This window comes from Brachybacterium sp. B718/18 (assembly GCF_055454375.1).
The window spans coordinates 260,018-283,570 of record NZ_JBVDDO010000004.1 but is presented as its reverse complement, the minus strand read 5'-3'; the positions used below and the strand labels follow the sequence as shown (position 1 = coordinate 283,570).

The window sequence follows — 23,553 nt, the reverse complement described above, 5'->3', positions numbered from 1 at the left end:
AGTGGAAGCTCAGCGGGCAAAACCGTCAGCGCGAGATCGGGTCGGCGACCCGCCGTCGGATCAGACGGCGTCGGCCGTCTTCTCCTCCACGATCTCGCCGGTCGCGAGCGACGCCTCCATCGCGTCGAACTCGCGCATCGCCTGGGCCGAGGGCCGGGGCGTCACGAGGCTGACCACGACCGCGAGGATCAGGCACACCGCGAAGCCGGGCACGATCTCGTAGAGGTGATCGCCGCCGAAGAGGCCCCAGGTGACGTCGAGCGGCTGCTTCTCCGCACCCCAGGACTGGCCCCAGACGAAGGCGACCACGGCGCCGGTGATCATGCCCACCGCGGCACCCACCGCGGTCAGGCGCCGCCAGAACAGGGCCAGCAGCACGATCGGGCCGAAGGCCGCGCCGAAGCCCGCCCAGGCGAAGGCGACCAGGGCCAGCACCGAGCTCTCGGGGTTCAGGGCCAGGATCAGCGCGATGATCGACACGGCGAGCACGCCCACGCGACCGCCCCACAGCTTCCCCGTCGCGGACAGCCGCACGCCGATCCCGCCGAGGAAGTCCTCGACCAGGGCCGAGCTGGTGACGATCAGCTGCGAGGAAATGGTGGACATGATGGCGGCGAGCACCGCGGCGAGCAGCACCCCCGCGATCAGCGGGTGGAACAGCAGCAGTGACAGGTCGAGGAAGACGGACTCGCCGTTCGTCTGATCGGTCAGCAGCTCGGGACCGTTCTGCTGGAAGTAGGCGAGGCCCGCGAGCGCCGTGAAGATGGCGCCGAGAACGCACAGGACCATCCAGCTCATGCCCACGACGAGGCCGTACTTCGCATCGCGCGAGGACCGCAGCGCCATGAAGCGGACGATGATGTGCGGCTGGCCGAAGTAGCCGAGGCCCCAGGCGAGTGAGGAGATGACGCCCACGGCCGTGGCGCCCGCGGTCATCGAGCCGAAGTCCGCGTTGACCTGCCGCACGGAGTCGAACATGGCGCCCGGGCCGCCTACCACGAACATCGCGGTGACCGGGACGACGATCAGCGAGACGAGCATGATCAGTCCCTGGACGACGTCGGTGTAGCTGGCGCCGAGGAACCCGCCGAAGAGGGTGTACACGATGGTCACGCCCGCCACCAGGAGCATGCCGGTGAGATAGGGGCCGCCGAACATCGATTGGAAGAACACGCCGCCGGCGACCATGCCGGAGGAGACGTAGAAGGTGAAGAACACCAGGATGATCACGCCCGCCGCGATCCGCAGGATGTTCGTGCGGTCATGGAGACGGTTGCCGAAGAAGCTCGGCACGGTGATCGAGTTGCTCGCGATCTGCGTGTACTGGCGCAGACGCGGGGCGACGAAGAACCAGTTCAGACCGGCGCCGACGGTGAGGCCCACCGCGATCCACGCCTCGACCAGGCCGTTCATGTAGAGCGCTCCGGGCAGACCCATGAGCAGCCAGCCGGACATGTCCGAGGCGCCCGCGGAGAGCGCGGCGGTGAAGGGGTGGAGTTGGCGGCCGCCGAGCATGTAGTCCTCGCCGTCCGTCGTCTTGCGGAAGGCGTACAGGCCGATGCCGAGCATCGCTGCGAAGTAGATCGCCAGGGCGATGAGCTTGAAGACGAGATCCATGAGGGGGCTCCGATCTCCGGGGAGGGGGCGCACGGACTCGCCGCTCACGGCGACGAGCGGGCCCGGGGACAGGGAAAGGGTTCTCGAGGTTAGGGAGCAGGGGGCAGGGGCCCTCGAGGGTACGCCCTCCCCGGCGTCGGCGCGGCCTCTCCCCCGGCGCGACCTTCCGCTGCGCCCTCACCGCGCCACCCGCCGCGCCCCCTGCCGCGCTCCCGCTGCGCACCCGCCGCGTCGTCGTCGGCGAACAGGCGGGCCCACGCCGTCCTCCGTATCGGTACGACGAGTGTCACCGACACGTACGACAGCGTGGGCCCAGGGTCAGGCGGGGCGGGGCCTGGGGCCAGGCGGGGCGGGGCCTGGGATGAAGCAGGGTCAGCCGAACAGCGCGTCGGTGTCGTCGTCGACCCAGTCCAGGGTGCGCTCGACGGCCTTGCGCCACAGCCGCATGTAGCGGTCGCGGGTCTCCTCGTCCATCTGGGGCTCCCAGCGCTTGTCCTCGGCCCAGTTGTCGATGACGTCCTGCTCGCCGTCCCAGTAGCCGACGGCGATGCCGGCCGCGTAGGCGGCGCCCAGCGCGGTGGTCTCGATGACCTTCGGGCGCACCACGGGCACGCCGAGGATGTCGGCCTGGAACTGCATCAGCGTCTCGTTCATGACCATGCCGCCATCGACCTTGAGCTCGGTGAGCTCGACGCCCTCGGAGGCCGCGTCCGCGATCGCCGCGTCGAGCACCTCGCGGGACTGGAAGGCCGTGGCCTCGAGGACCGCGCGGGCGATGTGGTTCTTGTTGTGGAAGCGGGTCATGCCGACCATCACGCCGCGGGCGTCGGAGCGCCAGTGCGGGGCGAACAGGCCCGAGAACGCGGGGACCACGAACAGGCCGCCGTTGTCGTCGACCTCCTTGGCGAGGTCCTCGATCTCCGGGGCGTTCTTGATCAGGCCCAGGTTGTCGCGGATCCACTGCACGAGGGAGCCGGTGACCGCGACCGAGCCCTCGAGGGCGTAGACGGGCTTGTTGTCGCCGATCTTGTAGGCGACGGTGGTGAGCAGCCCGTTCTCGCTGCGCACGAGGTCCTCACCGGTGTTGACCAGCATGAAGTTGCCGGTGCCGTAGGTGTTCTTGCCCATGCCGATCTCGAAGCAGGCCTGGCCGAATGTCGCGGCCTGCTGGTCGCCGAGGATGCCGGCGATCGGGGTGTCGATGAGCAGCCCGTTCTTGCGCCCGTGACCGTAGACCTCGGAGGAGGACTTGATCTCGGGGAGCATGGAGAGCGGGATCCCCATGTCGCCAGCGATGTCCTCGTTCCAGTCGAGGGTGTCGATGTTCATGAGCATGGTGCGCGAGGCGTTGGTGACATCCGTGACGTGGACGCCGCCGTCGGTGCCGCCGGTCATGTTCCACACCAGCCACGAGTCGGTGTTACCGAAGAGCAGGTCCCCGGCCTCGGCCTTCTCGCGGGCGCCGTCGACGTTCTCGAGGATCCAGGCGACCTTGGGGCCGGAGAAGTAGGTCGCGAGCGGCAGACCCACGCGCTCCTTGTACTTGTCGGCGCCCTCGTCGCCCGCGAGGCGGTCGCAGATCTTCTGGGTGCGGGTGTCCTGCCAGACGATCGCGTTGTAGACGGGCTCCCCGGTGTTCTTGTCCCACACCACCGCGGTCTCGCGCTGGTTGGTGATGCCGACGGCGGCGAGCTGGTGCCGGTTGATCTCGGCGTTCACGAGCGCCTGCCCCACGACGTCGCGGGTGTTCTTCCAGATCTCCTTCGGGTCGTGCTCGACCCAGCCGGACTTGGGGAAGATCTGCTCGTGCTCCTTCTGCCCGGTGGCGACGATCTGCCCGGCATGGTCGAAGACGATCGCACGGGTCGAGGTGGTGCCCTGGTCGATCGAGAGGATGTACTGCGGAGAGTCGGTCATCGGAACTCCTTCGTCGGGATGAACGGGTGATGGGTTCATAGTGCCGGACAGCCCCGGCCCGGGGGCGGGCGCCGTCCGAACGGGGGTCAGAGGGCGAGGCTCGCGAGACCGGCGAGCACGCCGCCGATGATCGGGCCGACGATCGGCACCCACGCGTAGCCCCAGTCGCTGCCGCCCTTGTGCGGGATCGGGAGGATCGCGTGGGCGATGCGGGGACCGAGGTCACGGGCGGGGTTGATGGCGTACCCGGTGGGCCCGCCGAGGGAGGCGCCGATGCCGACGACCAGAAGCGCGACGGCCAGCGGGCCGAGCCCGCTCGGCGTGGCGCCGAACATGATGATCACGAGCACGAGCACGAAGGTCGCGATGATCTCGGTGACCAGGTTCCAGCCGTAGGAACGGATCTCCGGGCCGGTGGAGAAGGTGCCGAGGATGGTGCCGGCGTCCTGCTCCTGGTCGTAGTGGGTCTTGTAGGCGAGCCAGCAGACGATCGCGCCGAGGAAGGCGCCGATCACCTCCGCCAGCAGGTAGGCGATCGTGCTGCCGACGCCGACGGCGATGCCGGGGCCGTACTCCTCGGCACCGCTCGCGAGCAGGCCGAGGGTCACCGCCGGGTTCAGGTGCGCCCCGGTCTTGTAGGCGACGTACACGCCGGCGAAGACCGCGAGGCCCCAGCCGAAGTTGATCAGCAGCCAGCCGCCGCCGTTGCCCTTGGTCTTGCCGAGAATCGCGTTGGCGACGACGCCGCCGCCGAGCAGGGTGAGCATCGCCGTGCCGGCGATCTCGTACAGGAAGATGGTTGCCATGGGGCCTCCTCGTCGAGCGGCCCCGCTGCGCTGCGGGACCGGTGGCATCCAGTGGGGGGAGGGCGGGAGCGTGCCCGCCGATGGTCCGAGGGCGGGATCGCCGACGGGTGGTCCGACGGCGGAATCGCCGTCGGACGGACCTCCCGGCCTGTTGACGGCCGGGAGGAGCTCAGGGTCAGCGGCGGCCGGGGACCTCCGCGGCGGTCGCGATGCGGGCTGCGGCCTCGTCGTCGCTGTGGGTCGCCTCGCCCGCGAGCCGCGCCGCGATGTACTCGCGGTAGGCGGTGACCTCGGCGCGCGTGCGGGACTCGTCCCAGCCGAGCTCGGCGCCGATCAGGGCGGCGATCTCGTCGGCCGCCGCGACGCCGCGGTCCCGGGTCTCGTAGTCGAGCCGGGTGCGGCGCTCGAGCACGTCGGCGAGGTGCCGGGCACCCTCGGCACGCACCGCGTACACGATCTCGGCGCGCAGGTAGCGGGGGGCGTGCTCGAGCGGGGTCGCGAGCGAAGGGTCCGCATCGACCAGAGCGAGGACGTCGGAGAGCAGCGCGCCGTAGCGGAACAGGAGCCGGTCGACCCGGATCTCATCGAAGCCGTACCGTCGTCCGATCTCCGCCTTGTCGCGCACCAGCGCCGCATAGCCCTGGGCCCCGATGACGGGGATCGAGCGGGTCAGGCTCGGGCGGTCCGGCTCGAGGTCGCGGATCGCGAAGTCGACGACGTCCTCCGCCATGACACGGTAGGTCGTGTACTTGCCGCCGGCGATCGCGCTGAGCCCCGGCTCGACCTCCATGACGGTGTGCTCGCGGGAGACCTTGGTCGAGCCCTTGTCCCCGCCCTTCTTCACCGGCTGCAGCAGGGGCCGCAGGCCGGAGTAGACGCCGATGACGTCCTCGCGGGTGAGGTCGTCCTTCAGCACGGCGTTGGCGTGCTCGAGCACGTAGTCGATGTCGTCCGAGGTCGCGCCCACGTCGCGGGGGTCCTGGGTCCAGGGGGTGTCGGTGGTGCCGATGACCCAGTACTCGTCCCACGGGATGATGAACAGGACCGACTTCTCGGTCTGGGTGATGATGCCGGTGTCGGGGACGGCGGGGATCCGGTCGCGGGCGACGGAGATGTGGATGCCCTTGGAGGCGAGCACCTCGAGGCCGGCCTCGGCCCCGGCGAGCTCCTGCTGCTCCTGGGTCCAGACGCCGCCGGCAAGGATGGTGGTGCGGGCGTAGACGTCGAACTCCTCGCCGCTCTCCTCGTCCCGCACTCGGGCGCCGACCACACGCTCGCCCTCGTGGAGGTAGTCGATGACGGTGGTGTAGTTGGCGACGGCGGCGTCGTGCTGCGCGGCGGAGCGCACCAGCATCATGACGAAGCGGGCGTCGTCCACCTGCGCGTCGTAGTACTCGAGTGCGCCGACGGCCTTCTCGCCGTCGAGAGCCGGGAACACCTCGAGCATCTTCTGGTGCAGGAGGTGGCGGTGGAAGGGGACAGCGCGCTTGCGGCCCACGGACTGCATGGCGTCGTAGAGCATCACGCCGGAGCCGATGAAGCCGCGGTCGATGACCTTCTTGAAGAAGGGGAAGACGAACTTGATGGGCCTGACCAGGTGCGGGGCGGTGTGCTCGAGCAGCAGGTCGCGCTCGCGCAGCGCTTCGGCGACGAGCTTGAAGTCGAGCATCTGCAGGTAGCGCAGGCCGCCGTGCATGAGCTTCGAGGAGCGGGAGGAGGTGCCGGAGGCCCAGTCGTGGGACTCCACGAGGCCGACGGAGAGGCCGCGGGTCGCGGCGTCGAAGGCGGCGCCCGCCCCGTTCACGCCGCCGCCGACGACGAGCACGTCGAGGGGGCTGTCCGCGGTCGCGCCGCGGAGGCGGTCGAGATGGGCTGCGCGGCCCTCGGGGGTGAGGGCGGATCGCTGCTGATCGGGCACGGGCTGCTCCTTCGCATCGGCTCCTGACGTCCCCGCCGGCTGGGCGGGGACCCGTCGCACGCTCCACGGCGGGGTCTGGGCCATCCTGGGACGGGCGTGCAGAGCGACGCAAGCTGGCTGCACGAACGTGCAACACTGGCAGCATGTCGCGCGATTCCCGGCTCGAGGAGCTCTTCACCGCTGCACGGATGTACTACGACCAGGGCCGCACGATGGAGGCGATCGCTGGGGAGCTCGATGTGTCGCGCTCGACGGTCTCGCGCATGCTCCGCGATGCCCGCGCCGAGGGGCTCGTGGACATCACGCTGCGACCGCCGGAGGCGCACCGGGTCGGCGAGCTCGCCCGACGCATCACCCGCCAGCACGGGGTGCGGGTCCGTGTGGTGCCTGGACCGCCCGACGGCGACCAGCGCGACCGCCTCGCCTCCGTCGTCGGCACCGCCGCGGAGCTGCTCGACGACATGCTCGAGCCGGGCGGCACCCTCGGCGTCGCCTGGGGCACGACCGTCGCCGCACTGCTCGGGGCGGTACGCCCGCGTCCGGTGCCCGGGCTGCGCATCGTCCAGCTGAACGGCGCGATCAACGTCGAGGGCACGGGACTGACCTACATCTCCACCGTGCTGGCCCGCGCCGCCGAGCGCTGGGACGCCACCGTGCACCAGTTCCCGGTCCCGGCCTTCTTCGACTACCCCGCGACCCGGGAGGCGATGTGGCGCGAGCGCTCCGTGCAGCGCGTGCTCGAGACGCAGGCGCAGGCCACGGTCGCGGTGTTCAGCGTGGGCGCCTTCGACGCCGAGGTCCCGAGCCACGTCTACACCCACAACTACCTCACCGCCGCCGACCTGCGCTCGCTGCGGGCCGACGGCGCGGTAGGCGACGTGTGCACCGTCTTCCTGCGGTCCGACGGCACCTTCCGGGACATCGCCATGAACGCCCGCGGCTCGGGCACCGCCCCGGACCGTCTCGCGCGCATCCCGCGCCGGCTGCTGGTCGCCTCCGGCTCCCGCAAGGCCCTCCCGCTGCGCGCCGCCCTGCGCGCGGGCGTGGCCACCGACCTGGTCCTCGACGAGGTCACCGCCGCAGCCCTCCTCGCGCTCGGCTGAGCCGGGCGGGGGCGGCAGCCTCGCGCCCCAGCCCGCCCCGCCGGCCACCCGCCGGCAATGGCCCGTTTCTCAGCCACTTCTGGCCCTGATCTGGTTGAGAATCAGGCCATCGTCGACGACACCGCTGCGCATGCGGCGCTCGGGCCGTCCATGCCGCGCCGGTCACCCGTGCCGGCGGGCGATCCTCGTCGAGAGCCCCAGCTCGCCGACCTCCGCGACCGCCCGCCGCACGGCCGACTCCTCGGGCACGTCCACGCCTCGCTCGGCCATGGTGCGCCGCAGCCGCAGCAGGATGCGGATCGGGCGATACAGGTCGCGACCGTTGGCCCGACTGAGCGTCCACCCGCGAGACGCGAGCTCGTCGCGGCGCTGCTCGTCGTCACCCCATGCATCCTTGGTCAGACGATGCTGGTCCCCGTCGTATTCGAGGCCGAGACCGATGTCTTCCCAGGCCAGGTCGATCTCCCTCATGCTTCCGGTCAGCGGATCCAGCACGGGGAGGTTCACGGCGGGTTCGGGGAGACCGGCCCGCTCCAGCAGCAGACGGAAGATCGTCTCGCCCGGCGACCGCACCCTCTCACGGGCGAGGGACAGCGCCTCCGCAACCCGGGCCGAGCCCCGTTGGCCCTTCGCGTCAGCCACGGCGGTAGCAAGGGAGGAGGGCGTCTCACCCAGGCCGCGCAGCGCCGGTCCGAGCACTCCGTCCACGGCGGCGACGAGGTCCCAGAGGGGGATCAGGAGGGCGACCTCGCGCAATACCTCGGCCGGTGCGGATATCGTGAGCCGGCCATGGGTCACCGTCGGGCCGACCTGCATCCGATGCACCATCGCTCCCCGTGCGACGGCCGAGCTCCCGCCCCGCTCGACCCGTGCACGGATGATCGGAAGCTGGGCCCCGTTGCCGAGAGACGCTCCCGGGCGCAGCGACGGTATCCGCTCCACGCCGTCGGGGCCTAGGAACGCTCCGGTGCGGAGCGCGTCGACGCCGCCATCGAGTGCGAGGGGCATCGGGACGCCGAGCAGCAGGGCCGCGGTCGAGTGGCTGATCACGGCGCCGGGGATCACCATGTTCTGGAGCACCCAGCACATGGCGTTGACCAGCGCCGGATGCTCCGTCGGGGTCTGGTACCCGGGGAAGACCGTGGTGAAGCTCGGGGATGCCAGGTCCCGCGAGTGGAAACCCAGAGCGGCCCAGCTGCTGTGATGCAGCAGGTGCCTGGCGTACTCCTCGATCGGCTTCCTCATGACGCCGACGGTAGGCACCGGACGTGGGCCCCACGCGGCCAGAGCCTCTGATGTGGATGGACGGCGTTGGGGAGGACTCGTCGCGACGCCGGGCCCCGACGCGGCAGGGCTGGGTGAGCTGGGTCGAGCTGGGCTGGGCTGGGCTGGGCCATATCTGCTGCCCCGAGCTGGGCTGGGCGCTCGTGGCCCGTTTCTCAACCAGTTTCGACGCAGAACTGGTTGAGAAACAGGCCATCCGGGGGCGGGAGGGGAGCAGCACCGAGGGACGGGCGCAGCACGGCGGGAGGGGAGCAGCACCGGGGGACGGGCGCCAGCCGGGTCCGCGGCCCTACCGCCAGGCCCGATCAGCCCTCCGCGGCCGCGAGGTCGAGGCGGTGCTCGCCGGTGTAGACGTTCATCCGGCCGTCGCCGTCCTCACCGGCGCGGGTGAAGCCCACCAAGGTCATGCCGACCTCGGCGGCGGTGTCGACGGCGAGGGAGCTCGCGGCGGAGACGCAGGCCAGGAGCGGGATCCCGGCCATGTACGCCTTCTGCGCGATCTCGAAGCTGGCGCGCGAGGAGACGAGCAGGAACACGTCCCGCAACGGCAGGCGGTCCTCGAGCAGCGCCCAGCCGATCACCTTGTCGACGGCGTTGTGCCGGCCCACGTCCTCGCGGACCACCAGCAGGTTCCCCTCGAGGTCCACGAGCGCCGCGGCATGCACCCCGCCGGTGCGGGCGAAGACGGCCTGCTGGTCATCGAGGGAGCGGGCGGCGGCGAGGATCGTGCGCGGGTCGACCTGCCACTCGTCGGACAGCTCGAAGCGACCCTTCCGGCGCACCGCCTCGATGCTCTCCGCCCCGCACACCCCGCATGCGGACGTGGTCGTGAAGTTCTTCGTGACCAGGGGCAGGAGCTGTGGCCGGGTCGTGGTGAAGTCCATGACGTTGTAGGTGTTCTGCGCGAACCCGCTCGCGTCGTCGACCACCGCGCCGTCGCAGTAGCGGGCCTCGGCCACGTCCTCGCAGGAGCGGATCAGGCCCTCGGCGTGCAGGAAGCCGTGGATCAGCTCGACATCGTGGCCGGGGGTGCGCATGGTCAGCGACAGCTGTTGCCCGTTGAGCCGGATGTCCAGGGGCTCCTCGACGGCGACGTGGTCGCCCTTGCGCCCGGCGTACAGCCTGCCGTCGCGCACCCGGACGGTGCGGATCCGCGCGGTATCGGTGACCCTGCCCATGGTCCGAGGGTAGTCGGCCGACGGCGCTGCTACCGCGCGCTGCGGCGCCGCTCCGCGCGCTGCACCGCCGCTACCGCCCGCCCTCGGCGAGCCGCTTGGCGAGGTCGAGCTCCTCCTGCCAGCCGCTCAGGTTCTCCTCGTAGTTGCGCCGGCGCAGCGCTTCGTCCACCCCGAGCGCCGCGAACCCGCGCTCGCGCACGGTGAGCACCACTCCCTCGGCCCCCGGGCCCGGCGCCGTGGTGATGCGGAACTCGACGGTGTTGTGCGGGGCGTCGGCCAGCTCGCCGAGACCTCCGCCGAGCCAGCGGAAGACCACGCGGTCCGGCGGCTCGAGCGCGTCGATCGCGATCTGGAAGGCGCCGTGGACGGGGTCGATGACGCGCACCACGTCCCGGTCCCCGCTGATCTCATGCTCCCGGTACTCGCCGTCGTTGATGAACCAGCCGGGTTCGCGCACGATGCCGTACACCCTCTCGGCGCTCGCCCGGATGGGGACGCTGTGCATGATCTCGTCGGGCACCGGGGCGTCGGCGGGGAGGGTGGGCTGTTCGGAGGTCATGGCGCTCCTCGGGTCACGGCGGCCTCGTCGCCGCCTGTTGGGAAGCCTGGCAGAGATCAGCGTCGGGCGCGAGTGCCTCGGCCGACGGCGGCAGGTCCGCCGACGCCGGTTCGCCCGCCGACGCCGGTGCCCCCACCGACATGGGTCGGCCCACCCGCGGGCGGACCCCGCTCGTCGGACGCGCACGGACCGCCCCTACAGCGGGTCCGCGACCGCCTCTCCGATCGGGCGCGGCGCCCGGCCCAGCACCTCGCGCACCCCGTCGCCGACCACGTCGAGCTCCCCGTCCCGGATCGCCGTATAGGTGCTGATCCACGCCTCGACCTGCCAGTCCGGCGCGCCGTACGGCGCGCGGGAGGCGCGGGCCTCCGCCATCGTCTCGTCGACGTACTCGTACTCCTCGCCGCGGGCGCGGGTGAGCAGCAGCGCCGCCTCGCCGAGGCTGACGGCCGTCGGCCCCGTCAGGTCGAGCGTGCGCCCGGCCCACGGGGCGGGGTCGCGGAGGATCGCGGCGGCGACCTCGGCGACGTCCCGCCTCGCGACGAAGGCGCAGCGCCCGGTGCCGCCCGGGCCGCGTATCACCCGCTCCTCGCCGGCGAAGTCGAGCAGGACGTCGGCGTAGAAGCTGTCCCGCAGGAACGTCCAGTTCAGGCCCGACTCCCGCAGCATCCGCTCGGTCGCCCCGTGATCGCGGGCGAGCGTGAAGCCGGCCGACTCCGACGCGCCGAGGAAGGACGTGTACACCACGTGACGCACCCCGGCGGCGACGGCCGCGTCGATCGCGGTGCGGTGCTGGTCCAGGCGGTCCGCGGCCTCCCCGGCGGAGACGAGCAGCAGCGCGTCGGCCCCGGTGAAGGCGGCGCGGCAGGCCTCGACGTCGGCGAAGGAGGCGAGGGCCCGCTCGGCCCCGGCGAGCTCCGGGAGCCGGCGCATGGTCCGACCGACGAGGCGCAACTCCACCCCGGGCCGGCCGTGCAGCAGGCGGGCGACCTCGCCGCCCACCTTCCCGCTCGCGCCGGTGACGACGATCCGCATCAGACCAGGCCCTTCTCGGCCAGCCAGTCCCCGGCGATGGTGGCCGAGTCGAGCTGCTCGTCGACGCTGCGGGTGTTCAGCGCGATCAGCTCCTCGGTGGTCAGCGCCTCGGTGACGGGGGCGAGGGCCGCCGCGGCGGCCTCGTCGATCTTGGCGGAGACCAGCGGGGCGACGTTCTGCGGGAGGATCATCGCCTCCGGGTCCTCCAGGGTGACCAGGTCGTTCGCGGCGATCGCGGGGTCGGCGGTGTAGATGTCGGCGAGCTGGGTGGTGCCGTCGAGCAGGGCCTGGAGGGTGAGCGGGCCGCCCGAGTCGGAGACGGGCAGCACCGTGACGGTCACGCCGTAGATCTCCTGCGCGCCGGCGGGGCCGTAGGGGCGATCCTCGAACTCGGGGTTCGCGGCGATCTGCAGACCGTCGATCCCGGCGAGGTCCGCGATCGAGGCCAGCGAGTTCTCGGAGGCGAAGGCGGCGGTGGTCGTGTAGGAGTCCTGGTCGGTCGCCTCGGCGTGGTCGAGGACCCGCAGCCCCTCGGGCAGGGCCTCGCCGAGCGCGGTGGAGAGCTCGTCGGCGGTGCCGCCGGCGGCCTCGGGGTCGACGTACTGGAGCAGGTTGCCGAGGTACTCGGGCAGCAGGTCGATCGCGCCGGACTCGAGCTCGGGCATGTACACCTCGCGCGGGCCGATCTGGTACTGACGGTCGACGGTGAGCCCGGCCGCCTCGAGGACCTGCGCGTACAGCTCGGCGATGATCTCGTTCGAGTAGTACTGCTGGGAGCCGACGACGATGGTCCCGCCGGCGCCGCCGCCGTCGGAGGCCTCGCCGTCCGGCGCGGCGGTGTCCTCGGCGAGGGGGTCGGCGTTCGAGCAGGCGGCGGCGGTCGCGGCGACCAGGCCGGTGCCGGCGAGGGCGACGGCGCTGCGGCGGCCGACGACGGGAGTGCGGGGGCGGCGTGCGGTCATGGTGTCCTCCTGGGACGGGCTCGAGCGGTCTGATGGGTGGTGCGGTGGTCGGTCGGCGGGGATCTTGCGGTGGTGCGGCGGGGTCCGGCGGTGGGTCGGCGGATGGTCGGGGCTGACGACGGGGCGGGGGCGACGGGTCGGGGGCCGACGGGCGCCGCCACCCTCAGGCGCGGGCGGCGCCGCGCGGGGCGGTGAGCCGTTCGACGAGGCGGAGCGTGAGGTCCAGGACGAGGGCGAGGGCGACGACGAGCAGGCTGCCGGCGAGCATCTGCGGGTAGTCGCGCAGGTTCAGGCCGAGGAAGATGAAGCGCCCCAGCCCGCCGTTGCCGATGTACGAGGCGAGCATGACCGTCGCGACGACCTGCACCGCGGCGAGGCGCACCCCGCCGATGAGGAGCGGCAACCCGATCGGCACCTCGACCCGGGTGAGGATCTGCCACTCGGTCATGCCCTGGGCCCGGGCGGCGTCGACGGCGCGGGGGTCGACGGCCTCGCAGGCCGAGTAGGCCCCCGCGAGCAGGGACGGGATCGCGAGGATGACGAAGGCGAGCATCGGCGCGGTGAGCCCCACCCCGAGCCACAGGCCGAACAGGGTCACGAGACCGAGGGTCGGCAGCGCGCGGGCGGCACCGCTGAGCGCCACGGCGAGACCGCGGCCGCGACGGGTGTGCCCCACGTACAGGCCGATCGGGAGGGCGATGAGCGCGGCGATGCCGACGCCCAGCAGCGTGTAGAGCAGATGCTCGCCCAGCCGGACGAGGATGCCCGAGGGACCGGGCCAGCGCGCGGGGTCGGCGATCCAGGCGAGGGCCTCGAGCAGCTGGATCATGCGGCACCTCCCGTCGTACGGCGGCGCACGGGCCGCTGGTGCGCCCAGGGCAGCGCGATCCGGGCGAGGACCACGATGAGCGCGTCGAGCAGCAGGGCGAGGGCGGCGGTGAGCACCACCCCGGCGAGGATCTCGGCGATGATGCCGCGCTGGAACCCGTCGATGAACAGCATGCCGAGGCTGGGCACGCCGAGCACCCCGCCGACGGTCACGAGGGAGACAGTGCTGACCGCGACCACCCGCAGCCCGGCCACGAGGGCGGGACCCGCGAGAGGGAGCTCGACGGTCAGGAAGCGGGCGAGCGGCGCGTACCCCTGTGCGGTCGCGGAGCGAAGGGTCTCCCCCGGCACGGCGCGCAGGGCCTCGGAGGCGCTCGGCACCATGAGGGCGAGGCCGTAGATCGTCAGCGCGATGACCACGTTCCCCTGGCTGCGGATCGAGGTGCCGAGCACGAGCGGCAGCACGATGAACAACGGCAACGAGGGCACCGCGTAGAGCAGACCCGCCCCCGCGGTGAGCGGAGTGCGCAGCCAGCCGCGCACGGCGATTAGCTTCGCGATCGGCACCGCGAGCAGGAAGGACAGCACGATCGCGGGGAGCGCCTGGGCGAGGTGCGCGAGCAGCTGCTCGCCGATGAGGCCGAGGTTCGCCCCGATCCAGGTCATGCGCCGGGCCCGTCGGCCGTGAGCACCCCGGCGGCCCGCCCGTCGGCGTCCACCACGATCCGCCGCCCCTCGACCTCCTCGACGTGGAGGGTGCGCGTCCCGCGGTCGGCGCCGACGAAGCTGCGCACGAAGTCGTCGGCCGGGGCGGCGAGGATCTCCTGCGGTGTGCCCACCTGAGCGATCACCCCGCCGGGGCGGAGGATGACGACGCGGTCGCCGAGCAGGAAGGCCTCGTCGATGTCGTGGGTGACGAAGACGGTGGTCTTGCGCAGGTCTTGCTGCAGGCGCCGCATCTCGTGCTGCAGCTCGGCGCGCACGATCGGGTCGACGGCGCCGAAGGGCTCGTCCATGAGCAGGATGTTCGGGTCCGCGGCGAGCGCCCGGGCGACGCCGACGCGCTGCTGCTGCCCGCCGGAGAGCTGCGAGGGGTAGCGGACGGCGAGCGCGGGGTCGAGGCCGACCGTTTCCATCAGCTCGAGCGCCCGCGGGCGGGCGGCCCGGCGGCTGGACCCGGTGAGGACCGGGACCGTGGTGATGTTGTCGAGCACGCTGCGGTGCGGGAGCAGTCCGCTCGCCTGCATGACGTACCCGATCGAGCGGCGCAGGCGCACGGGATCGAGGCCCGCGACGTCGTCCCCGTCGATCGCGACCCGGCCGCGCGAGGGGTCGACCATGCGGTTGACCATGCGCAGCAGCGTCGTCTTGCCGGAGCCCGAGGTGCCCACCAGCACGATCGTCTCGTGGGAGGCGATCTCGAGGCTGAACTCCTCGACGGCGGTGGTGCCGTCGGGGTACGTCTTGCCGACCTTCTCGAAAGCGATCACGGGGCCTCCCCACTCGGGGTTCGTCGTACAGGTGTTCGAGAGCGTGCCCAATCGACACTACTGCATGCACGGGGCCGACGGGAGCATCCCGGTCCGGCGGGTGCCGACGGGTCAGTCCGTCCCGCCCACGGCCGACGGGTCAGCCCGCGAGCGGCGGATGCTCCTCGACCCGGAGACTGCCGCGGTGCACGGTGAGGGCCGCCCCCTGCGCGAGGGTCGCGAAGCCGGGCTGCGGGTATCCGGTCGAGGAGATCAGCACCCGGTCGTGATCGGCCCGCCATCGCAGGTCGTACACCTCGGTCGGCTGGTCCGTCGGCGCCTGCGCGGGATCGTGCTGGGCGTAGGCGAGGAGAGTGCCGGGCGTGGTGAGCAGGCAGTTCAGCGACTCCGGCGGCCGGCCGAACAGCTCCGTCGTCAGCGCCGTGAGCTCCCGCGCGGCGTGCTGGAGCGCGAGCGCCCAGTCGGGCCGTCCGTCATGCCGCGGACGCTCCGCGGCCCACGCCGTGATCAGGGAGAACAGCAGCTCGGAATCGGTGGTGCCCTGCGGCGGCCGTCCCCCACGGGCGAGGATCCGCTCCCGCAGCTCCCGGGACAGGTCGAACTGCCCGTTGTGGCAGAAGGTCACCTCCCCCTCGACGAAGGGGTGCGTGTTCGCGAGCTCGAGGGCGAGGCCCACGCTCGCCCGCCGCAGATGGGCGACGACCACCTCGCCGTGCGCGGCCTGCACGGCGTCCCCGTAGCCGGTGGACTCCCGCGCGGTGTCGGTGCCGCGGCGCACCACGGGCCGCAGCGGAGCGGGATCGTCGGCCCCGTCGGCCCCGGCTCCCCCGGCGTACCAGGCCACGCCCCAGCCGTCCTTGTGCCGCTCGGACAGCGCCGTGAACAGCGGCAGCTCCTCCGGGACGACCTCGTGGAGACTCCGCCCGCCGTGGGCGACGACGCCGAGCAGTCGGCACATGACGCTCTCCTCCCCGACGGTTCAGGACGCCGCCGCGCGGGCCTTCATCCGGGCGTCCAGCAGCAGGGCGATCCGGGTGAGAACGAAGTTGATGACGATGTAGATCGCGGAGACCACCACGTAGGTCTGCACCAGGTAGCGGGTGATGGAGACCATGGTCTTGCCCTGGAACTGCAGCTCGTTGACGGAGACGACGTACCCGAGCGTGGAGTCCTTGAGCAGGGAGACGAGGGCCAGGATCAGGCTCGGCAGCACGAGGCGCACCGCCTGCGGCAGCACCACCGAGCGCATCGCCTGGCCGTGGTCCAGGCCGATCGCCGCGGCCGCCTCGTGCTGGCCGCGGTCCACGGCCTGGATGCCGGCGCGAAACACCTCGGCGGTGCTCGCGGAGGACACCAGGATCATCGGGATGACCAGCATCCAGAAGCGCGGGAAGGTCACCCCGAAGGCGGGCAGCGCGAGCAGGAAGGCGTAGACCACGAGCAGCATCGGGATCCCGCGGAAGAACTCGATCCACGCCGTCGCGGCCCCGCTCAGCAGGCGGCTCCGGGAGAGCCGCGCGAGGGCGAGCAGCAGGCCGAGCGGGAAGGCGACCACGGCGCCGACGGCGGTGGCCTGCAGCGTGCCGACGAGTCCGCGTCCGAGGAAGGCCAGGTAGTCCACGCGCAGGTAGACGATCCACTTGCCCGGGTCGAGCTCACCGTTGCGCTGGAACTGCCACAGACCCAGCCCGATCAGGGTCGCGAAGACGGCGATGCTGAGGATCGACAGCAGCAGGATGCGGCGGCGGCCGCGGGGACCGGGGGCGTCGAAGAGGACCCGGGTCGAGGCGGCGTTGCCGGCGCTCATGCCTGCGCTCCCGCGGTCACGTCGAGGGTGCGCCGGGCCCGGTCGGTGCGCCCCCGGCCACCGGGGGCGACCGCCCGCTGCAGCGCCCCGCCGAGCGCCGCGCCGCCGAGCGACATGCCGAGGTACACGGCACCCGCCACGAGGAACATGACGACCGCCTGGCCGGAGCGGATGTTGAGAGTCTGGGTGACCCAGGTGATCTCCTGGACCGCGATCGCCGAGCACAGCGCCGAGCCGATCACGGTGCCGATGAACACGTTGACCAGCGGCTGGATCATGGCGCGGAAGGCCTGCGGCAGCACCACGAAGCGGAGGGTGCCGAAGAAGCCGAGGCCGATCGAGCGGGCCGCTTCGGCGTGGCCGACGGGCACCGTGTTGATCCCGGAGCGGACGTTCTCGGCGACGAACGCCGCGGAGGAGAGGGTCAGCCCCAGCACGCCGCACCAGAAGTACGGCAAGCGGAGCCCGACGTCAGGCAGGCCGAAGGCGATCAGGATCAGCAGGCTCAGCAGCGGGATGTTGCGGAAGATCTCGACGTACACCGCCCCGGCCCAGCGCAGCGGCGGCACAGGGCTGACCCGGCACACGGCCACGACCGTGCCGAGCACGAGCGCGAAGGCGTACCCGAGCAGGGTCAGGGCGATGGTGAACCCCACGCCCTGCAGCAGCAGGGGCAGGTTCTCGAGGATCACTCTCATCGGCGGGGGCCTCTCGCGGGGACGGGACGGCCGACGGGACACCGCGCAGGGCGCCCCGTCGGCGGCGGATCAAGCGGGGAGATCGCCGGGGGTGGGCGGCTCGGGAGCCTCACCGTCGATGACCTGGCCGACCGTCGCGGTCCACAGCTGCTCCCACACGCCGGCGTCGATGATCTCCTGCAGGAAGCCGTTGACGAGGTCGAGCGCGCCCTCGGCGTCCTGGGCGAGGCCGATGCCGTAGGGGTCGTCGACGAAGGGCTCGCCCACCACGGTGACCTCGGGGTCGGCGGCGGAGTTGCCGAGCAGCACGCCCTGGTCGAGCACGTAGGCGTCGGAGCGGCCCTGCTTGAGCGCCGCGACGCAGGACTCGTTGTCGGGGAGGGTCTGCACCTCGCCCGGGTCGGTCACGAACTCCTCGATGGCCTGCACGCCGGTGGAGTTGGACTGGGTGACCAGGTTCAGGCCGGTGAGGTCCTCCGGGCCGGAGATGGTCTCGGCGTCCTCGGTGCGGACCTGGATCGCGGTGCCGGAGAGGTAGTAGGGGCCGGCGAAGTCGATGACCTCGAGGCGCTCCGGGGTGATGGAGTAGGTCGCGACCACGCAGTCGACGGTGCCGTTCTGCACCATGGTCTCGCGGGTCTCGACCGTGGTGTCGAGATACTCGACCTTCTCCTCGCCGCCCTCGCCGAGGAGGTAACGGGCCAGAAGCTGGGTCACCCCGGCGTCGAAGCCGGTGGGCTGGCCGCCCGTGGTGCTGGCGAGGGAGAAGACCTGGTTGGCGAGGGTGCCGCCGCGGATCAGCTGGCCCCGCTCGCGGATGGCGGTGGCCCAGGGGCTCGCGGCGATCACGTCGTCGGAGGCGACGGGGCCGGAGGCGATCACGTCGGCGAAGGCGTCGCCGCCCGCGCCGCCGCCGTCGGAGGCGCCGCCCTCGCCGCCTCCGCCGAGGGAGGGGCCGTCGCCGGTGTCCGTGCTGCAGGCGGCGAGGCCGAGGAGGGGCAGGGCGGTCGCGGCGGCGACCACGGCGCGGCGGCCGGGTCGGAAGCTGGTGCTGGTCATGGGACTCTCCGGTCTGTCGGGTCGGCCCGGGCGGGTCGACGGTGGGGTGGCTGGGTCGGGACTCCGGCTGGGGCTTCGGCTCGGAGGGGTCGGGCGTCGAGGGAGGGGATCTCAGTGGGCGAGGATCTTGGACAGGAAGGCCTTCGCCCGGTCGGTGCGCGGGGCGTTGAAGAACTCCTCGGGATCGCCCTCCTCCACGATCTCGCCCTGGTCCATGTAGACCACGCGATCACAGACGTGCCGGGCGAAGCCCATCTCATGGGTGACCACGAGCATGGTCATCCCCGCCTCGGCGAGCTCGGTCATCACGTCGAGGACCTCGTTGATCACCTCGGGGTCGAGGGCGGAGGTCGGCTCGTCGAAGAGCATCGCCTTGGGCTTCATGGCCAGGGCACGGGCGATCGCCACGCGCTGCTGCTGGCCACCGGAGAGCGCCGTGGGCAGGGAGTGCGCCTTGTCGGCGAGGCCCACCCGCTCGAGCAGCTCGAGCGCCTGGGCGTCCGCCTCCGTCTTGGACACGCCGCGGACCTTGCGCGGGCCCAGGGTCACGTTGTCGATCGCCTTGAGGTGGGGGAAGAGGTTGAAGCTCTGGAACACCATGCCGACGTCGGCGCGCAGCCGCGTGAGCTCCTTGCCCTCCTCGGGCAGCAGCTCGCCGTCGATGCGGATCTCCCCCGCGGAGAGGGTCTCGAGCCGGTTCAGGCAGCGGCACAGCGTGGACTTCCCGGAGCCGGAGGCCCCGATAAGCGCGACCACTTCGCCGCGGTGGATGTCCAGGTCGATGCCGTTCAGCGCCTGGAAGTCGCCGAAGAACTTGTCGACGCCGCGCACGGAGATCAGGGGCTCGGCGGGCGACGCGGCGGAGGGCGCGGCGGAGAGCGCCGAGGGGTGCACGGAGGCGTCGGGGCGGGCGGGGTCCATGCCCTGATCCTTCGGAGTTCCCGGCCTCCTGTCCACTTACGTGACGGCGATGTCGCGATTCGGGACGGTTCCGTGACCTGCGGCCGGCGTTGCGAGGCGGGGCGGGGGACGGCTGGCGGGGCGGCGGGCGCTGCGGGGCGCCGACCCTGCCACGATCACCGAGTGCTGCATTCGGACCGCCACCCGGTCCCCTTAGCGGTCCAGACGCAACACTCGGCGCCGTCCGGTGGGACCAGCCCGGCCGGCTCAGCCCTGGTATGCGCCCTGGTAGACGGCCTCGAAGGGCGCATGACCGCCCTGGCGGTGCTCGATCGAGCTGGTGACCACGTCCTTCGCGACCCGGGCGGCCTCGAGCTCGGTCGCGCCCTTGGCGAGCTCCGCGGTGACCGCGGCGGCGAGAGTGCAGCCGGCGCCGGAAACCCGCTCCTGGCCGATCTTGGGGCTGCGCAGCTCGACGACCTGCTCGCCGCCATAGAAGACGTCCACGGCGTCCTCGCCCGGGAGCACCACGCCGCCCTTGGCCAGCACGGTCACGTCGTACGTGTCGTGGATGCGCTTCGCGGCCTCGGTGAGCTCCTCGACGGTCTCGATCGAGTCCATGCCGGACAGCGAGAGGGTCTCGAAGTGGTTGGGGGTCACGAAGGTCGCGAGCGGGAGGATCTTCTCCTTGAGCGCGTTGTCGGTGTCGAGCGCGGCGCCGGGCTCCTGGCCCTTGCAGATCAGCACCGGGTCGAGCACGACGTGCCGGAACGCGCGCTCGGAGACGGAGGCAGCGACGGCGTCGATGGTCGCGGGGGTGCCGAGCATGCCGATCTTGACCGTGTCGATGTCGTGGACGGCGGTGGTCGCCTCGATCTGGTCGCGGATCACCTGCGGGTCCACCGGCACGAAGCGATGCGCCCAGTCATTCTGCGGATCGAAAGAGACGATGCAGGTCAGCGCCGCGGTGCCGAAGGTGCCGAGCTGGTGGAACGTCTTCAGGTCGGTCTGGGCACCGGCTCCGCCGGTGGTCTCGGAGCCGGCGATGGCGAGGGCGACGTGGGTCATGGGGGCCTTCCTGGGGTCGTTCGGGCGGGGCCGCGCAGGGCGGCCGACGGGGGCGGCCGCGCGCTCCCAGGGTCGACATGCACCGTCGGACCCGTCGCAGCGGCCCGGCCGTGCGCTCCCAGGGCCCCGATCCCGCCGGGGCACGAGGTGCCCTGCGTGACCGGCCCGTCACAACGGCCGAGGATCCAGGGTAGACCCTCCGGTACAGTGCCTGCGTGCTGACCCCTGACCGCCCCGCCGGGCGCACCCGCGCGCGCGTCCGGGCGGGCGGGCCCGCCGACGCCCCGCCGGCGGAGGCCCGGTCCGCCGGAACCCCGTTCGCCGGCACCCCGTCGGCCGACTCCGCAGCGGCCCACGCCGCGTCGGCCCCCGAGGCCCCCGCCGCCGCACCTCGCGGCCGGCTCGCCGCCCTCGTCGACGGGCATCTCACCTCGACGATGCGCTTCCTGCTGGTGGGCGGGGTGGTGTTCCTGCTGGACGCCGCGATGTACAACCTGCTGGTGTTCTGGAGCCCCTCCGAGGGCTGGGGTCACGGGATCATGCACGGCAGCCCGCTCGTGGCGAAGGTGCTCACGATCGCCGCCGCCTCCTGCCTCACCTATCTCGGCAACCGGCTGTGGACCTTCGGGGACCGCCCGCGCCCGGACACGGCCCGCTCGATCCTGCTGTTCGTGCTGATCAACCTGATCGCGAGCGGACTGCAGCTCTCCTGCCTGGGCATCTCCCGCTACGTGCTGGGCCTGGACTCCCCGCTCGCGGACAACATCTCCGGCACCTTCATCGGGCAGATCGTCTCCACCTCCTTCCGCTACGTCACCTACGGCCGGTACGTCTTCCCGCGCCGCTGACCGTTCCCGCGCCGGGCACTGCCGAGGACGCCCCGGAACCTCCCCGCACGTCTCTGACAGACTTCCGGCCATGGACTTCTCCGGCCCCTGGACCCGTGCCTCCTCCGCCGCCGGCCTGCTCGTGGACGGTCAGGCGCGCCCCACCGTGTTCGCCCGCATGTCGGCCCGTGCCGCCGAGCTCGGTGCGCTGAACCTCGGGCAGGGCTTCCCCGACGACCAGCCCCCTTCGGTGGTCGCCGAGGCGGCGGTCTCCGCGATCCGCGCGGGCCGCAACCAATACCCGCCCGGTGCGGGCGAGGCCGAGCTTCGCGAGGCGATCACCCGCCACCAGGCCGACTGGTACGGCCTGCACTGGGACCCCGCGCACGAGGTGCTCGTGACCACCGGCGCCACCGAGGCGCTCGCCGCGACCCTGCTGGCGCTGGTCCGCCCGGGCGACGAGGTGATCACCCTCGAGCCCTTCTACGACCAGTACGCGGCCCTGATCGCGCTGGCCGGCGGCGTGCACCGCACGGTCCCCGTCACCTCCCGCACCGACGATCGGGGCGATCTGGTCCTCGACGTCGACGAGGCGGAGCTGCGCGGTGCCTTCTCCGAGCGCACCCGGATGGTGCTCGTGAACTCCCCGCACAACCCCACCGGGCTCATGCTGTGGGTGGGCGCGCTGCAGGCCATCCTCGAGGAGGCGGAGCGGCACGACGCGCTCATCGTCACCGACGAGGTGTACGAGCACCTCACCTTCGGCCCCGCGCACCTGCCGATCGCGACGCTGCCCGGGGCGCAGGAGCGCACCGTGTCGATCTCCTCGGCGGGCAAGACCTTCTCCGTCACCGGTTGGAAGATCGGCTGGATCACCGCGCGCCGCGAGCTGATCACGGCGATCACCGGGGCGAAGCAGTGGCTCACCTACACCTCGGGCGCTCCCTTCCAGCCCGCCGTCGCGGCGGGCCTCGCCCTGCCCCCCTCGGCCTTCCACGACATCGCCTCGGACCTCCGCGAGCGGCGTGACCTGCTCACGAAAGGACTGCGCGAGATCGGGTTCCGGGTGAGCGTGCCCGAGGCCGGGTACTTCGCGGTCGCCGATGCGGCACCCTTCGGGGAGGCCGACGCGGCGGCGCTCTGCGAGCGGCTGCCCGAGGAGGCGGGGGTCGTGGCGATCCCGCTGTCCGCTTTCTACCGGGGCGGGCGCGCGGGCGACGCCGCCTCCTACCTGCGGCTCGCGTTCTGCAAGAGCCGGGACACGATCGAGCAGTCCCTCGAGCGGCTCGAGGCCTGGGCGGCGCCGCGGCGCTGACGGCCGCGCCGTGCGCTCAGACGGCGCTGACGGTCGCGGGCTCGGCGAGGAAGTCGGCGAAGGTCACGAAGGTGAACTGGCCCGAGTTGGCGTCAGCGTCGGGGATCTCGAAGACGACCTCGAAGGAGACCGTGTCACCGTCGTTGACGGTGGCGATGTAGCCCTCGTAGTCGGGCGCGATCGCGGTGGCGGTCTGGATCTCCGCGCCGCCACCGGTGACGTAGGTGGGGAGCACCAGCAGGCCGCCGATCGTCTCCTCGGCGCCGTGATAGGTCAGGGTCAGCGGCACGGTGATGTACCGGTTGCCCGCGGCGGGCTCGGGGTTCTCCATGTAGGGCACGGTGAGGACCGCCTCGGTCGCGTCCCAGTTCACCTCGCCGACGGTGACGTCGACCGTGGTGCCGTCGCTGCCGACGGTGAAGGTCTCGCCGATCGCGTACTGCCCGCCGGAGGACGCCGCGGAGGTCGCCTCCTCGGTCGTCGCCTCCTCGGAGGTGGCCTCCTCCGTCGTCGGCTCCTCCTCGGTGACCGGGTCCTCGGCGGTCCCCTCCTGGGTGGTCTCCTCGGCGCTCGTCTCCTCCGCGGAGGTGGTCTCCGCGGCCTCGTCATCGCCCCGGCCGGAGAACCAGAAGATGCCGCCGCCGACGACCACCAGCAGCAGCGCGAGCACCGCGCAGCCGGCGCAGACGAAGATCGCGATCCTGCCGCCGCCCCCGGACTTCTGGGGCGCCGGGGCCGCGGCCGTCTGACCGTCGCCGAAGGAGGGGGCGAAGGAGGGGCTCTGCCCGAAGGAACCGTCGGCCCCCGAGCCGCCCGGCTGCTGGCCGTAGCCACCCTGCTGGTCGTAGGAGCCCTGCTGGCCGTACCCGCCCTGCTGGTCGAACGAGTTCTGCTGGTCGTATCCCGGCTGCTGGCCGTACCCGCTCTGCTGGTCGTACGCACCCTGCTGGCCGTAGGGCTCGTTGCCGGAGGGCTGGCCCCATCCGTTCTGCGGCGGCTGTGACATCTCTCGTCCGGCGCTCGGTGCGCGCCGACCCCTCTCTCCCGGACACCCCGATCGACGCCGGTCCTCGGTGAGCCGACGCACACATCGTGCGGTGCCGGGGGCGGCATCCCGCCCCCGGCTCCGTCCCGATCAGGTCACGCCGTCAGCGTGGCTCCCCGTCCGGTGCGCGCCTCCGC

The 23,553-nt window shown here is 72.2% G+C and carries 22 protein-coding genes; 3 read left to right on the top strand and 19 right to left on the bottom strand.

Annotated elements, in window-relative coordinates:
• Positions 1-60: 60 nt before the first annotated feature.
• The 4 genes from putP to ACZCAH_RS09110 all read right to left on the bottom strand — a co-directional run bounded on the left by putP (position 61) and on the right by ACZCAH_RS09110 (position 6,258).
• The gene (putP, locus tag ACZCAH_RS09125) at positions 61-1,617 is read right to left on the bottom strand and encodes a sodium/proline symporter PutP (RefSeq protein ID WP_464340768.1); all 1,557 of its coding nucleotides are present in this window, start codon (positions 1,615-1,617) and stop codon (positions 61-63) included.
• A 372-nt stretch (positions 1,618-1,989) separates the two neighbouring features.
• Entirely contained in the window at positions 1,990-3,534 is a 1,545-nt protein-coding gene (gene glpK / locus ACZCAH_RS09120; protein WP_464340767.1) for a glycerol kinase GlpK, read from the bottom strand.
• 86 nt (positions 3,535-3,620) lie between these two features.
• The gene (locus tag ACZCAH_RS09115; protein ID WP_464340766.1) at positions 3,621-4,340 is read right to left on the bottom strand and encodes an MIP/aquaporin family protein; all 720 of its coding nucleotides are present in this window, start codon (positions 4,338-4,340) and stop codon (positions 3,621-3,623) included.
• 175 nt (positions 4,341-4,515) lie between these two features.
• Positions 4,516-6,258, bottom strand: coding sequence for a glycerol-3-phosphate dehydrogenase/oxidase (locus ACZCAH_RS09110; protein WP_464340765.1), 1,743 nt, complete (start codon positions 6,256-6,258; stop codon positions 4,516-4,518).
• A 143-nt stretch (positions 6,259-6,401) separates the two neighbouring features.
• Between ACZCAH_RS09110 and ACZCAH_RS09105 the strand changes: the two genes are divergently transcribed.
• Positions 6,402-7,361 carry a sugar-binding transcriptional regulator gene (locus ACZCAH_RS09105; protein ID WP_464340764.1) on the top strand — a complete coding sequence of 320 codons (960 nt, stop codon included), beginning with the start codon at positions 6,402-6,404 and terminating at the stop codon, positions 7,359-7,361.
• Positions 7,362-7,523: 162 nt separating this feature from the next.
• Here the strand turns inward: ACZCAH_RS09105 and ACZCAH_RS09100 are convergent, their stop codons facing one another.
• The 14 genes from ACZCAH_RS09100 to ACZCAH_RS09035 all read right to left on the bottom strand — a co-directional run bounded on the left by ACZCAH_RS09100 (position 7,524) and on the right by ACZCAH_RS09035 (position 20,229).
• Positions 7,524-8,606 carry a hypothetical protein gene (locus ACZCAH_RS09100; RefSeq protein ID WP_464340763.1) on the bottom strand — a complete coding sequence of 361 codons (1,083 nt, stop codon included), beginning with the start codon at positions 8,604-8,606 and terminating at the stop codon, positions 7,524-7,526.
• A gap of 344 nt (positions 8,607-8,950) precedes the next feature.
• Entirely contained in the window at positions 8,951-9,823 is an 873-nt protein-coding gene (gene fdhD / locus ACZCAH_RS09095) for a formate dehydrogenase accessory sulfurtransferase FdhD (RefSeq protein WP_464340762.1), read from the bottom strand.
• A 70-nt stretch (positions 9,824-9,893) separates the two neighbouring features.
• Positions 9,894-10,382 carry an SRPBCC family protein gene (locus ACZCAH_RS09090; protein ID WP_464340761.1) on the bottom strand — a complete coding sequence of 163 codons (489 nt, stop codon included), beginning with the start codon at positions 10,380-10,382 and terminating at the stop codon, positions 9,894-9,896.
• A gap of 195 nt (positions 10,383-10,577) precedes the next feature.
• Positions 10,578-11,417 carry an SDR family oxidoreductase gene (locus ACZCAH_RS09085; RefSeq protein WP_464340760.1) on the bottom strand — a complete coding sequence of 280 codons (840 nt, stop codon included), beginning with the start codon at positions 11,415-11,417 and terminating at the stop codon, positions 10,578-10,580.
• Positions 11,417-12,379 (bottom strand): ABC transporter substrate-binding protein, encoded by a 963-nt coding sequence (locus ACZCAH_RS09080; RefSeq protein ID WP_464340759.1) that lies wholly within the window; start codon positions 12,377-12,379, stop codon positions 11,417-11,419. Before ACZCAH_RS09080 ends, ACZCAH_RS09085 begins: the two co-directional genes overlap by 1 nt.
• A 163-nt stretch (positions 12,380-12,542) precedes the next feature.
• Positions 12,543-13,208 carry an ABC transporter permease gene (locus ACZCAH_RS09075; RefSeq protein WP_464340758.1) on the bottom strand — a complete coding sequence of 222 codons (666 nt, stop codon included), beginning with the start codon at positions 13,206-13,208 and terminating at the stop codon, positions 12,543-12,545.
• A complete protein-coding gene (locus ACZCAH_RS09070) occupies positions 13,205-13,873 on the bottom strand; it encodes an ABC transporter permease (RefSeq protein WP_464340757.1) in 669 nt (222 codons plus the stop codon). The genes ACZCAH_RS09075 and ACZCAH_RS09070 overlap by 4 nt, the downstream gene beginning before the upstream one ends.
• Positions 13,870-14,697 (bottom strand): ABC transporter ATP-binding protein, encoded by an 828-nt coding sequence (locus tag ACZCAH_RS09065; RefSeq protein ID WP_464340756.1) that lies wholly within the window; start codon positions 14,695-14,697, stop codon positions 13,870-13,872. The genes ACZCAH_RS09070 and ACZCAH_RS09065 overlap by 4 nt, the downstream gene beginning before the upstream one ends.
• Positions 14,698-14,836: 139 nt before the next feature.
• Positions 14,837-15,655 (bottom strand): class II glutamine amidotransferase, encoded by an 819-nt coding sequence (locus ACZCAH_RS09060; RefSeq protein WP_464340755.1) that lies wholly within the window; start codon positions 15,653-15,655, stop codon positions 14,837-14,839.
• A 21-nt stretch (positions 15,656-15,676) separates the two neighbouring features.
• The gene (locus ACZCAH_RS09055; protein ID WP_464340754.1) at positions 15,677-16,504 is read right to left on the bottom strand and encodes an amino acid ABC transporter permease; all 828 of its coding nucleotides are present in this window, start codon (positions 16,502-16,504) and stop codon (positions 15,677-15,679) included.
• On the bottom strand, positions 16,501-17,202 hold the full coding sequence (locus tag ACZCAH_RS09050; protein ID WP_329746100.1) for an amino acid ABC transporter permease: 702 nt from the start codon (positions 17,200-17,202) through the stop codon (positions 16,501-16,503). The genes ACZCAH_RS09055 and ACZCAH_RS09050 overlap by 4 nt, the downstream gene beginning before the upstream one ends.
• Positions 17,203-17,271: 69 nt before the next feature.
• A complete protein-coding gene (locus ACZCAH_RS09045; RefSeq protein WP_464340753.1) occupies positions 17,272-18,261 on the bottom strand; it encodes a glutamate ABC transporter substrate-binding protein in 990 nt (329 codons plus the stop codon).
• 111 nt (positions 18,262-18,372) lie between these two features.
• On the bottom strand, positions 18,373-19,182 hold the full coding sequence (locus tag ACZCAH_RS09040; protein WP_464340752.1) for an amino acid ABC transporter ATP-binding protein: 810 nt from the start codon (positions 19,180-19,182) through the stop codon (positions 18,373-18,375).
• Positions 19,183-19,428: 246 nt separating this feature from the next.
• A complete protein-coding gene (locus ACZCAH_RS09035) occupies positions 19,429-20,229 on the bottom strand; it encodes a hydroxymethylpyrimidine/phosphomethylpyrimidine kinase (protein WP_464340751.1) in 801 nt (266 codons plus the stop codon).
• 215 nt (positions 20,230-20,444) lie between these two features.
• Between ACZCAH_RS09035 and ACZCAH_RS09030 the strand changes: the two genes are divergently transcribed.
• Positions 20,445-21,077, top strand: coding sequence for a GtrA family protein (locus tag ACZCAH_RS09030; protein WP_464340750.1), 633 nt, complete (start codon positions 20,445-20,447; stop codon positions 21,075-21,077).
• Between the two features lie 70 nt (positions 21,078-21,147).
• Positions 21,148-22,371 (top strand): aminotransferase class I/II-fold pyridoxal phosphate-dependent enzyme, encoded by a 1,224-nt coding sequence (locus ACZCAH_RS09025; protein ID WP_464340749.1) that lies wholly within the window; start codon positions 21,148-21,150, stop codon positions 22,369-22,371.
• A 16-nt stretch (positions 22,372-22,387) separates the two neighbouring features.
• Here the strand turns inward: ACZCAH_RS09025 and ACZCAH_RS09020 are convergent, their stop codons facing one another.
• Positions 22,388-23,377, bottom strand: a complete 990-nt coding sequence (locus ACZCAH_RS09020) for a hypothetical protein (protein ID WP_464340748.1) — start codon at positions 23,375-23,377, stop codon at positions 22,388-22,390.
• Positions 23,378-23,553 lie beyond the last annotated feature (176 nt).

Coding starts and splice junctions, on each gene's coding strand:
- putP (WP_464340768.1), bottom strand. CDS start 1,617: ATGGATCTCGTCTTCAAGCTCATCGCCCTGGCGATCTACTTCGCAGCG.
- glpK (WP_464340767.1), bottom strand. CDS start 3,534: ATGACCGACTCTCCGCAGTACATCCTCTCGATCGACCAGGGCACCACC.
- ACZCAH_RS09115 (WP_464340766.1), bottom strand. CDS start 4,340: ATGGCAACCATCTTCCTGTACGAGATCGCCGGCACGGCGATGCTCACC.
- ACZCAH_RS09105 (WP_464340764.1), top strand. CDS start 6,402: ATGTCGCGCGATTCCCGGCTCGAGGAGCTCTTCACCGCTGCACGGATG.
- ACZCAH_RS09100 (WP_464340763.1), bottom strand. CDS start 8,606: ATGAGGAAGCCGATCGAGGAGTACGCCAGGCACCTGCTGCATCACAGC.
- fdhD (WP_464340762.1), bottom strand. CDS start 9,823: ATGGGCAGGGTCACCGATACCGCGCGGATCCGCACCGTCCGGGTGCGC.
- ACZCAH_RS09090 (WP_464340761.1), bottom strand. CDS start 10,382: ATGACCTCCGAACAGCCCACCCTCCCCGCCGACGCCCCGGTGCCCGAC.
- ACZCAH_RS09085 (WP_464340760.1), bottom strand. CDS start 11,417: ATGCGGATCGTCGTCACCGGCGCGAGCGGGAAGGTGGGCGGCGAGGTC.
- ACZCAH_RS09080 (WP_464340759.1), bottom strand. CDS start 12,379: ATGACCGCACGCCGCCCCCGCACTCCCGTCGTCGGCCGCCGCAGCGCC.
- ACZCAH_RS09075 (WP_464340758.1), bottom strand. CDS start 13,208: ATGATCCAGCTGCTCGAGGCCCTCGCCTGGATCGCCGACCCCGCGCGC.
- ACZCAH_RS09070 (WP_464340757.1), bottom strand. CDS start 13,873: ATGACCTGGATCGGGGCGAACCTCGGCCTCATCGGCGAGCAGCTGCTC.
- ACZCAH_RS09060 (WP_464340755.1), bottom strand. CDS start 15,655: ATGTGCCGACTGCTCGGCGTCGTCGCCCACGGCGGGCGGAGTCTCCAC.
- ACZCAH_RS09055 (WP_464340754.1), bottom strand. CDS start 16,504: ATGAGCGCCGGCAACGCCGCCTCGACCCGGGTCCTCTTCGACGCCCCC.
- ACZCAH_RS09050 (WP_329746100.1), bottom strand. CDS start 17,202: ATGAGAGTGATCCTCGAGAACCTGCCCCTGCTGCTGCAGGGCGTGGGG.
- ACZCAH_RS09045 (WP_464340753.1), bottom strand. CDS start 18,261: ATGACCAGCACCAGCTTCCGACCCGGCCGCCGCGCCGTGGTCGCCGCC.
- ACZCAH_RS09040 (WP_464340752.1), bottom strand. CDS start 19,182: ATGGACCCCGCCCGCCCCGACGCCTCCGTGCACCCCTCGGCGCTCTCC.
- ACZCAH_RS09035 (WP_464340751.1), bottom strand. CDS start 20,229: ATGACCCACGTCGCCCTCGCCATCGCCGGCTCCGAGACCACCGGCGGA.
- ACZCAH_RS09025 (WP_464340749.1), top strand. CDS start 21,148: ATGGACTTCTCCGGCCCCTGGACCCGTGCCTCCTCCGCCGCCGGCCTG.
- ACZCAH_RS09020 (WP_464340748.1), bottom strand. CDS start 23,377: ATGTCACAGCCGCCGCAGAACGGATGGGGCCAGCCCTCCGGCAACGAG.